Annotated in this window: 3 protein-coding genes; all 3 read left to right on the forward strand. The window is 74.7% G+C overall.

Annotated features, from left to right (window positions below; genetic code table 11):
• Nucleotides 1–54 precede the first annotated feature (54 nt).
• Nucleotides 55–5946, forward strand: coding sequence for a type I polyketide synthase (locus tag AB0G74_RS33445; RefSeq protein ID WP_361154238.1), 5892 nt, complete (start codon nucleotides 55–57; stop codon nucleotides 5944–5946).
• A 105-nt stretch (nucleotides 5947–6051) separates the two neighbouring features.
• The gene (locus AB0G74_RS33450; RefSeq protein ID WP_361154240.1) at nucleotides 6052–11643 is read left to right on the forward strand and encodes an SDR family NAD(P)-dependent oxidoreductase; all 5592 of its coding nucleotides are present in this window, start codon (nucleotides 6052–6054) and stop codon (nucleotides 11641–11643) included.
• 90 nt (nucleotides 11644–11733) lie between these two features.
• A partial coding sequence (locus AB0G74_RS33455; protein WP_361154242.1) for a polyketide synthase docking domain-containing protein occupies nucleotides 11734–11829 on the forward strand: 96 nt, incomplete at its 3' end.

Raw genomic sequence — 11829 nt, forward strand, 5'->3', positions numbered from 1 at the left:
GACTGGGGTGCTGTGGTGGGTGGGGTTCCCGCTGCGGTGGGGGGTGGGGTGGAGTTGCCGACGTATCCCTTCGACCGCAAGCGCTACTGGATCGGCGAGGACGAACACCGCACCGACGAACCCACCGGAATGGGCGGCGAACTGCGCCGACTGGCCCGTACCGACAAAAAGGCGCTCCGCAGGGAACTCGGATTCCTGGTCCGCTCCCACGCCGCCGCCGTACTCGCCCATCCGTCGCTCGACGAACGGGATATGCGGCAGACCTTCAAGGACCTCGGGTTCGATTCCCAGGGCTCCCTGGAGCTGCGGAACCGGCTCGGTACGGCCACCGGGCTCGCTCTCCCCGCCTCCCTGCTCTACGACTTCCCGACCGGCCGCGAACTCGTCGCCCGGCTCGCCACCGGACTCCGCGAGAGCCCCGAACCCGAGCCGGTCGCCGAGAAGGCGGCCCCGGCCGGGGCGAACGGCGGGAGCGCGACCGCCCCCGCCGCCGACGGACCCGAACCCATCGCCGTCGTCGCCATGGCCTGCCGCTACCCCGGCGAGATCGCCTCCCCGGAGGATCTGTGGCGGCTGGTCGCCGAAGGGCGCGACGCCGTCACCGAGTTCCCCGCCGACCGCGACTGGGACCCCGACCTCTACGACCCCGACCCCCGGCGCCCGGGCAAGTCCGCCGTGCGCCACGGCGGATTCCTCCACGACGCGGGCGACTTCGACGCCGCCTTCTTCGGAATCTCGCCCCGCGAGGCCCAGGCCATGGACCCGCAGCAGCGGCTGCTGCTGGAAACCTCCTGGGAGTCCCTGGAGCGGGCCGGGATCGACGCCCGGTCCCTGCACGGCAGCCGGACCGGTGTCTTCATCGGCGCCATGGCATCGGACTACGGCCCCCGGATGCACGACGCGCCCGAAGGCGCCGAAGGCCATCTGCTGACCGGCAACACGGCCAGTGTGATGTCCGGCCGGATCTCCTACCAGCTCGGTCTCACCGGGCCCGCCGTCACCGTCGACACCGCCTGCTCGTCCTCGCTCTCCGCCCTCCACCTGGCGATCCGCTCCCTGCGGTCCGGCGAATCCGATCTCGCCCTGGCCGGCGGTGTGACGGTGATGTCGACCCCCGGCATCTTCGTCGAGTTCTCCCGGCAGGACGGTCTCGCGCCCGACGGCCGCTGCAAGCCGTTCGCCGCCGCTGCCGACGGCACCGCCTGGGCCGAAGGCGTCGGCATCCTGCTGGTCGAACGGCTCTCCGACGCCGAACGGCTCGGCCATCCGGTCCTCGCCGTGGTCCGCGGCTCCGCCGTCAACCAGGACGGCGCCTCCAACGGGCTCACCGCCCCCAACGGCCCCTCCCAGCAGCGGGTCATCCGCCAGGCCCTCGCCGACGCCGGACTCGGCACCCGGGACGTCGACGCGGTCGAGGCCCACGGCACCGGCACCCGGCTCGGCGACCCCATCGAGGCCGAGGCGATCCTGGCGACGTACGGCCAGGACCGCGACGCGGCCCGCCCGGTCCTGCTGGGCTCCCTCAAGTCCAACATCGGACACGCCCAGGCCGCCGCCGGTGTCGGCGGTGTGATCAAGATGGTCCAGGCCCTGCGGCACGGCGTACTGCCGCCGTCCCTCGGGGTGGACCGGCCGACCCCGCACGTCGACTGGTCGTCGGGGGCCGTCGAACTCGTCCGCGAGACCCGGGAGTGGCCGCTGACCGGCCGCCCCCGGCGGGCCGCCGTCTCCTCGTTCGGCATCAGCGGCACCAACGCCCATGTCGTGCTGGAGGAGTACGCCCGGCCCGCGACCGACCCCGCGCCGGAGACCGACGCGAATCCGGACACCGCCGACGCGGCGGAGCCCGCCGCCGGGCCGGAAGGCGACGGCGCCGGTACGGAGACCGCTGCCGCCGCCCCCGTACCGTGGCTGATCTCCGCCCGGGACGAGACGGCCCTGCGGGCCCAGGCGGCCCGGCTGCGGGAGGTGCTGGCCGGGCGGCCGGACTTCTCCCCGGCGGACGTCGGCCGGACCCTCGCCACCGGCCGGACCCTCTTCGAACACCGCGCGGCCGTCGTCGCCGGCGAACCCGCCGAGTATCTGGCCGCCCTCGACGCCCTCGCCCGGGGCGCCGAAGCCCCCGGCCTGGTCACCGGTGGTACGGCCGACGCCGGGACGACCGCGTACCTCTTCTCCGGACACGGCACCGCCCGGGCCGGAATGGGCCGCGCGCTGCACGGCGCGTTCCCCGTCTTCGCCGCCGCCCTCGACGCCGTACTGGCCGAACTCGACGCCGACACCGCGCCGCCCGTACGGGAACTCCTGCTCGCCGACGGACCGGGCGACCCGGGCACACCCCCGCCGAGCCGGTACGCCCTGCCCGCCCTCTTCGCCTTCCAGACCGCCCTCTACCGGCTCCTGGAGACCACCGGCCCCGAGCCCGAGGCCGTCGTCGGCCACTCCGTCGGATCCTTCGCCGCCGCCCACGCGGCCGGAGTGCTCTCCCTGCGGGACGCCACCGGCCTCGCCGCCGCCTACGGCGCACTCGTCGACACCGCCGCAGTAGACGGTGCGATGGCCGTCGTCGGCGCCGGGGAGCGGGAGATCGGCCTCACCCTCGCCGACCACCCCGGCGATCTGGCCCTCGCCTCCGTCGACGGACCCGACCGGGTGGTGGTCTCCGGCACCGCCGACGTCGTGGAGTTCGTCACCGCGGGCTGGGCCGCCCAGGGCCACGAGATCCGGACCCTCCCCGTCGGGCAGGCGTTCCACTCGCCCCTGCACGACGACATCGCCGGCCGGTTCCACGCCCTCGCCGCCGAACTGACCTTCCACACCCCCCGGATCCCGGTCCACTCCGCCGTCACCGGCCTCCCCGCCACCGGCCGGGACCTCGGCTCGGCCGACTTCTGGACCCGGCAGATCCACGGCACCGTACGGCTCCACGACACCATCGGGAAGCTCCGGGCCGACGGCGTCACCGGCGTACTGGAGATCGGCCCCGACGGCAGCCACAGCGCCGCACTCGACCGGGCCTTCGACGACGGCCCCGCCGTCGCGATCCCCCTGCTCACCGGAGCCGGACCCGATGCCCGCGACCTCGTCACGGCGCTCGCCCGGGCCCAGGTCCTCGGCCTCGGCGGCGACCCGGCCGCCCTGACCCCCGGCACCGGACGGACCGAACTGCCCACCTACGCCTTCCAGCGCAGGCGCTACTGGCTCACCGCGGGCGGCGGAGCCACCGGCGGGACGGCCGGCCGCTCGGCCCATCCGCTGATCACCTCGGCCGTCGATCTCGCGGGCCGCGACGCCACCGTACTGACCAGCCGGCTCTCCCTCACCGGCCAGCCCTGGCTGGCCGACCACGAGGTCGGCGGCACCGTACTCCTCCCGGCCACCGCCTTCCTCGAACTCGCCCTCGCCGCCGGACGGCTGACCGGCGCCGAACTCCTCGTCGACCTCACCCTCGAAGCACCCCTCGCCCTGGCCGGATCCGACCAGGCCCGCCTCCAGATCGAGGTCGAGGCCCCCGGCGCCGACGGCCGGCGCGCCTTCACCGTCCACTCCCGGCCCGAAGGCACGAGCGCCGACGATGAACCCGGACCCTGGGTCCGCCACGCCACCGGAGTCCTCGGCCCCGCCGCGTCCGGCACCCCCGAAGGTCTTGGGGAGTGGCCGCCCGCCGACACCACCGCCGTACCGCTCACCGACGCCTACCCCCGGCTGGCCGACGGCGGCTACGGCTACGGGCCCGTCTTCCGGGGCCTGCGCGCCCTCTGGCGGCGGCCGGACGGCACCCTCTTCGCCGAGATCGGCACCGACGGCGAGGACCAGGGCGGCGCCGACCGGTACGGACTCCACCCCGCCCTGCTGGATGCCGCGCTCCACCCGCTGGTCCTGGCCGGACTCGACGCCGTCGGCGAGGACCGGATCGCCCTCCCGTTCAGCTGGGCCGGGGCCCGGATCCACGCCGTCGGCGCCACCGCCCTCCGGGTCCGGCTCACCCCGAAGCAGGGCGGCGGCTTCGCCGTCCTGGCCGCCGACGCCACCGGGGAACCCGTCGCCACCGTCGACACCCTCACCCTCCGCCCGGTCGAACGGGCCAAGCTCGGCGCCGCCCGCGCCGACCGGGGCGCCGCCCTCCTCCGGCTGGAGTGGCAGCCCGTCGAGCGGCCCGTCGAGGCGCCGGAGACCACCGGCCCCGCCTGGACCGAGATCACCGACGGCGACGACCTCGCCGCTGTCGCCGCCGGAACCGGCGTCCTGCGGGTGACCTGCCGCGCGGACGGCGACCCGTACGACATCGAAACGGCCCACGCCACCGCCGGACGCACCCTGGACCTGCTGCGCCGGTTCGTCTCCGACCCCCGGCTCTCCGACACCCGGCTGCTGCTGGTCACCCGGGGCGCCGTCGCCGCCGGAACCGGCGACGACATCACCGATCTGGCCGCCGCCACGGTCTGGGGCATGGCCAGGACCGCCCAGTCCGAACACCCCGGCCGGATCACCGTCGTCGACCTCGACCCGGCGACCACCGCGGACGACCCGCTCGCGGCGGCCGTCGCCACCGGGGAACCCCAGCTCGCCGTCCGTGACGGCGCCCTGCTCGTCCCCCGGCTGGTCAGGACCGAGGACGACGGCCGCGACGAAGGGCCCGCCTGGGACCCGGACGGTACGGTACTGATCACCGGCGGCACCGGAGGGCTCGGCGCCCTCTTCGCCCGGCACCTCGTCACCCGGTACGGCGTCCGGCGGCTGCTGCTCTGCAGCAGGCGCGGCGAGGACGCGGCCGGCGCCCGGGAACTCGCGGCCGAACTCACCGGCCTCGGCGCCCGGGTCCGGATCGAGGCCCGGGACGTCGCCGACCGGGCCGAAGTCGCCGCCCTGCTGGCCGAAATCCCCGACGAGCATCCGCTGACGGCCGTCGTCCACACCGCGGGCGTACTCGCCGACGCGACCCTGACCGCCCTCACCGGCGAACAGCTCACCCGCGTCCTGCGGCCCAAGGCCGACGCCGCCTGGCATCTGCACGACCTCACCCGGGACGGCAAGCTCGCCGCGTTCGTCCTCTTCTCCTCCGTCTCCGGCCTCATCGGCACCCCCGGCCAGGCCAACTACGCGGCGGCCAACACCTATCTCGACGCACTCGCCGCCCACCGCGCCGCGACCGGACTCGCCGCCACCTCGCAGGCATGGGGCCTCTGGGACGGCACCCACGGCCTCGGCGGCACCCTCGGCCGGGCCGACCTCGCCCGCTGGGCCGGGGCCGGAATCACCCCCATCACCCCCGAACAGGGGCTCGCCCTCTTCGACGCGGCGCTCACCACCGGCGACGCCCTGACCGTACCGACGGCCCTGAACACCACGGCCCGTACCGGCGACCCCGCCGCCCAGCCCGCGCCACTGCGCGGACTGGTCCGGGTCCGCGCGCCCCGGGCCGCCCGGGCCACGAGCGCCGCCGGCCGCACTGCCGACAGCTGGGCGGGCCGGATGGCGGCACTCCCGCCGGGCAAGCGCCGCGGCGCCCTGCTCGACGTCGTCCGAACCCACATCGCGGAGGTGATGGGCTATCCCGACCCCCAGGCCGTCGAATCCGGCCGGGCCTTCCAGGAACTGGGCTTCGACTCGCTCACCGCGGTCGAACTGCGCAACCGGCTCAACGCCGTGACCGGACTCGTGCTGCCCAGCACCGTCGCCTTCGACCATCCGTCGGCCGACGCGCTGGCCGGATACCTCGACGGCGAGATCTCCACCGGGGAACCGGAGCCCGCGCCCGCCGCCCCCGACCCCGCCTTCGACGGGCTGGCGGACCGCATCCGGTCGATCGCCTCGGACGCCGACGCCTGGAGCACCGTCTCCGCCCGGCTGCGGGAGCTGCTGGAACTCGCCGGCGGCGGCGCCCGCCGAGGACTCGACACGGCCAGCGACGGCGAACTCTTCGCCCTCGTCGACGGCGCCGAGTGAACGGCGGCGCGATCTTGACGACACGGCCCGGACCCCGACTGACGCATCTGACCGGTCTTCGCGAACTTCCCCAACTTCCCGGCCTTTCTGGAGCGGTGGTTTCACGTGGCTGACGAGAACGAACTCCGTACGTATCTGAAGCGGGCCATCGCGGACGCGCGCGATGCCCGGGCACGGCTGAAGGAGGTGGAGGAGCGGGCCCGGGAACCCCTGGCGATCGTCGGCGCCTCCTGCCGCTATCCAGGCGGGGTCGAATCCCCGGCCGGGCTGTGGCGGCTGGTGGACGACGGCGTCGACGCGGTCTCCGAGTTCCCCACCGACCGGGACTGGCCCGAGGACCTCTTCGACCCGGACCCCGAGCGGGTCGGCCACTCCTACGTCCGCGACGGCGGATTCATCGACGACATCGCCGGATTCGACCCCGCGTTCTTCGGGATGTCCCCCCGGGACGCGCTCGCCGCCGACCCGCAGCAGCGGCTGCTCCTCGAAACCACCTGGGAGGCGATGGAGAGCGCCGGGATCGTCCCCGCCACCCTCCGCGGCACCAGGACCGGGATGTACGTGGGCCAGATGTACCACGACTACGGGGCCCGGCCGCGCCTCCCCAAACAGGACTTCGAGGCATACCTCGTCAGCGGCAGCATGGGCAGTATGGGCACCGGACGGGTCTCGTACACCTTCGGATTCGAGGGCCCCGCCGTCGCGCTCGACACCGCCTGCTCGTCGTCGCTGGTCACCCTGCACCTGGCGGCCCAGGCGCTGCGGCGCGGCGAATGCGACCTGGCCTTCGCGGGCGGTGTGACGATCCTGTCGACGCCCGTCTCCTTCCTGGAGTTCTCCCGGCAGGGGGCCCTGTCGCCCGACGGCCGGTGCAAGTCCTTCGCCGCCGCCGCCGACGGCACCGCCTGGGCCGAAGGGGTCGGACTGCTGCTCCTGGAGCGGCTGTCGGACGCCCGGCGCAACGGCCACCGGGTGCTCGCCGTACTGCGCGGCTCGGCGGTCAACCAGGACGGCGCCTCCAACGGGCTGACCGCTCCCAACGGCCCGGCGCAGGAGCGGGTGATCCGGCAGGCGCTGGCGGACGCGGACCTCACCGGCGCCGATGTCGACGTGGTCGAGGCGCACGGCACCGGGACCCGGCTCGGGGACCCGATCGAGGCCCGCGCCCTGCTCGCCACCTACGGCCGCGACCGGCCCGCCGACCGGCCCCTCCTCCTCGGATCGATGAAGTCCAACATCGGACACGCCCAGGCGGCGGCCGGGGTCGGCGGCGTCATCAAGATGATCGAGGCGATCCGCCATGGCCGGATACCGAGGACCCTGCACGTCGACGAACCGACCCCGCACGTCGACTGGTCCGCCGGGAACGTCGAACTCGTCACCGAGACCACCGACTGGCCCGACACCGGAGCACCGCGCCGGGCCGCCGTCTCCTCCTTCGGCCTCGGCGGCACCAACGCCCATGTCATCGTGGAACAAGCCCCGGACGAACCGGCGGAAACCGCCGGAACAGCCGCCCCCGAGGCGGGCCCGGAGGCCGATCCCGTCCCCGCCACCCTGCCCTGGACCCTGTCGGCGAAGACCCCGGAGGCGCTGCGCGGCCAGGCCGAGCGGCTGCTCGCCTTCGTCGAGGCCCACCCGGAGCACGGCATCGCGGACATCGCCTACTCGCTGGCGACCACCCGGGCCGTCCTCGACCACAGCGCCACCGTCGTCGGCGCCGACCACGACACGCTGACGGCCGGATTACGTGCCCTCGCCGCCGACCCCGACTCCGCCGCCGTCCATCTGACCCGCCGGGCCCGCTCGGGCCGTACCGCCTTCCTCTTCACCGGCCAGGGCTCGCAGCGCGCGGGCATGGGCCGTGACCTGTACCAGGCGTACCCGGTCTTCGCCCGCGCGCTGGACGAGATCTGCGCGGCCCTCGACCCGCTGCTCGACCGGCCGCTGAAGGACGTGCTGTTCGCCGACACCGGAACCCCCGAAGCGGCCCTGCTCGACCGGACCGCCTACGCCCAGCCCGCGTTGTTCGCGGTGGAAGTGGCGCTGTTCCGGCTGGTCACGTCCTGGGGCGTGGTCCCGGACCAGCTGCTGGGCCACTCCATCGGCGAGGTCGCCGCCGCCCATGCGGCGGGTGTACTCGACCTGCCCGACGCCTGCACCCTCGTCGCCACCCGCGGCAGGCTGATGCAGTCCGCCCGCGACGACGGCGCGATGGCCGCCATCCAGGGCGACGAGGCGGAAGTCCGCGAATCCCTGGCCGGATACGGCGACGCGGTGGCGATCGCCGCCGTCAACGGGCCCCGGTCCGTGGTGATCTCCGGCGACCGCGACATCGTGGAGAAGATCAGCGCCCTCTGGAAGGGCGAGGGCCGTAAGACCACCGCCCTCAAGGTCAGCCATGCCTTCCACTCGCCGCATATGGACGGCGTACTCGAAGAGTTCCGTACGGTGCTCCGTACCCTGACGTTCCGTCCGCCGACGCTGCCCGTCGTCTCCAATGTCACCGGAGAGCCCGCGACCGAGGACCAGCTCCGCTCCCCGGACTACTGGGTCCGGCACATCCGCGAAGCCGTCCGCTTCCACGACGGCATCCGCACCCTCACCGCCGAAGGCGTCACCGACTTCGTCGAACTCGGCCCCGACGCCGTCCTCACCGCACTCGCCGCCGCGGCCTCACCGGAGGAGCCGGGCGCCCTGATCCCCCTGCTCCGCAGGAACCGCCCCGGCGACCGGACCGCCGCCGCCGCGCTCGGCCGGCTCCACGCCCGCGGCGCCGTACCCGACTGGGACGCGATCCTGCCCACGGCCCGCCGGACCGACCTGCCCACCTACGCCTTCCGCCGCGACCGCTACTGGCTCACCGAGGAGAACGCCCCCTCCGACGCCACCGGACTCGGCCTGAACACCGCCGACCACCTCCTGCTCGGCGCCGCAGTCCACCTCGCCGACGAGGACACCGTCCTCTTCACCGGACGGATCTCCCTCCGCAGCCATCCCTGGCTCGCCGACCACGCGGTCCTCGGCACGGTCCTCGTCCCCGGCACCGCCCTCCTCGAACTCGCCGTCCGCGCCGGGGCCGAGGTCGGCTCCGACCGGGTCGAGGAACTGACCCTCGCCGCCCCCCTCGTCCTCCCCGAGAACGGCGGAATCCACCTCCAGGTCAAGACCGGACCCGCCGACGAACACGGCCGCCGCACCATCGCCGTCCACTCCCGGCCCGACACCGAGACCGCGCCCGACACCCCGTGGCACACCCACGCCACCGGCACCCTCACCACCGGCACGCCCGGCGGTACGCCCCCGGCGGCGGATCTCACCACCTGGCCCCCCGCCGACGGCACCGAGGCCGACCTCGACGGGCTCTACGACAGGCTGCACGACCGCGGCTACTCTTACGGCCCCGCCTTCCAGGGCCTGCGCCGGGTCTGGCGGACCGCCGACGCGATCCACGCCGAAGTCGCCCTGCCCGAAGACGCCCGCCCCGACGACACCGGATTCGCCCTGCACCCGGCGCTCCTCGACGCGGCGCTCCACCCACTGCTCCCCGGAGTGTTCGCCGACGACGGACCCGCCAGGCTGCCGTTCTCCTGGTCCGGTGTCACCGTGCACCGTACGGGCGCCACCGCGCTCCGGGTCCGGCTCGTCGTCACCGACCCCGACGGCGACTCCCCGAAGGCGGAGCTGACCCTCGCCGACGACACCGGCGCCCCGGTCGCCACCGTCGAGGCGCTCACCCTGCGGCCGCTCTCCAAGGACGCGCTCGCCGAATCCGACCCCGTACTGCGCTCCGGCCGGTTCCGGATCGAGTGGACCGCCTTCGAACCGGCGGCCCCCGGCACCACCGGAGCCGTACCGGGTACCGACGGCTGGGCCGTCCTCACGACCGGCGACCATCCCCTCGACGTACCCGGCGCCACGGCCCACCCCGGTCTCGACGCGCTGATCGGAGCCGTCGACGCCGGAGCCGACGTACCGCCGGTCGTCCTCCTCCCGCTGACGGGCCCCGCCGACGCCGGATCCGGCACCCCCGGCGCCGCCCGTGCCGTACTCCACGACACGCTGGGTACGGTGCGGACCTGGCTCGGTGACGAGCGGTTCGCCGCCGCGCGGCTGATCGTCGTCACCTCCGGCGCCGTCGCGGTCGGCGCCGAGGACGTCACCGACCTGGCCCGGGCGGGCGTCTGGGGCCTGCTCCGCTCGGCCTCCACCGAACACCCCGACCGGTTCGCCCTGGTCGACGCCGACACCGTCGCCGCCGAGACCCTGCCCGCCGTGGCCGCCGCCGTCGCCGCGAACGAACCCCAGCTCGCCGTCCGGGCGGGCCGGGTACTCGTACCCCGGCTGGCCAGGCCCGTGCCCGGCCCCGACGACCAGGAGACGGCCGCGCCCCGCTGGGACACCGGTACCGTCCTCGTCACCGGCGCGACCGGCGCGCTCGGCACCGTACTCACCCGGCATCTCGTCACCCGGCACGGCGCCCGCGATCTGCTGCTCCTCAGCCGGCGCGGCGAGTCGGCGCCCGGCGCCGCCGAACTGACCGCGGAACTCACCGGCCTCGGCGCCCGCGTCACCATCGCCGCCTGCGACATCGCCGACCGCGAGGCACTGGCCGCCGTACTCGCCGATGTGCCGGAGGACCGGCCGCTGACGGCGGTCGTCCACACGGCGGGCGTCGTCGCCGACGGAGTCGTCACCGCCCTCACCCCCGAACAACTCGACCGGGTCGTCACCGCCAAGATCGACGCGGCGTGGAATCTGCACGAACTCACCCGGGACACCGAACTCTCGGCCTTCGTGCTCTACTCCTCCCTCGCCGGACTCTTCGGCACCGCGGGCCAGGCCAACTACGCGGCGGGCAACACCTTCCTCGACGCCCTCGCCGCCCACCGCAGGGCCGAAGGGCTCCCCGGCCTCTCCCTCGCCTGGGGACTCTGGGCCGAGACCAGCGCCATCACCGGCGAACTCGACGCCGTCGATCTGCGCAGGCTGGCCAGGATCGGACTGCGCCCCCTCTCCTCCGACCACGCCATGACCCTCTTCGACGCGGCACACGACACCGGGGAAGCCGTTCTCGCCCTCACCCGGTTCGACGCCGGGGCGCTGCGCGGCGGCGCCGAACCGCCGACTCTGCTGAAGGGCCTGGTCCGCAAGCCCGCCCGGCGCGCCGCCGAGGACGGACCCGCGGGCCCGTCCCTCGCCGAACGGCTCGCCGGACTCGGGCCCGACGCGCGCCGCAAGACCCTCACCGACCTGGTCAGGGCCAGGATCGCCGCCGTACTCGGCCATGCCGACCCGCTGGCCGTGGAACCCGGCACCCCGCTCCAGGAGCTGGGCTTCGACTCGCTGACCGCCGTCGAACTCCGCAACCAGCTGGCCGGTGTCACCGGCCTGCCGCTGCCCAGCACGGTCGCCTTCGACCATCCGTCGGCCGACGCTCTGGCCCGCCATCTCGACGGCGAGCTGGGCATCCCCGACGCCCCGGCCGCACCAGCGCCGGCCGTCGCCCCGGTACTCGCCGGGCTCGACCGGCTGGAGGAACTGATCCGGTCCTCCGCCGGTGACCCGGAGGCCCAGGGCCTGATCGCCGCCCGCCTCCAGGAGCTGCTCCAGCTCGGCACCGGGGAAGCCCCGGGCCGCGATCTCGAATCGGCCAGCGACGAGGAGCTGTTCGCCCTGGTCGACGGCGCGGAATAGGAGACGGCGCGATGGCGGTGCCCGGGCGTCGAACGACGTGTGTCCCCCTGATATCGAGCCTTTCCGGTCTTTCTGGAGCGGTGGTGTGACATGGCTGACGAGAACGAACTCCGTACGTATCTGAAGCGGGCCATCGCGGACGCGCGCGATGCCCGGGCACGGCTGAAGGAGGTGGAGGAGCGGGCC

This window comes from Streptomyces sp. NPDC020875 (assembly GCF_040641415.1).
Lineage (GTDB): Bacteria > Actinomycetota > Actinomycetes > Streptomycetales > Streptomycetaceae > Streptomyces.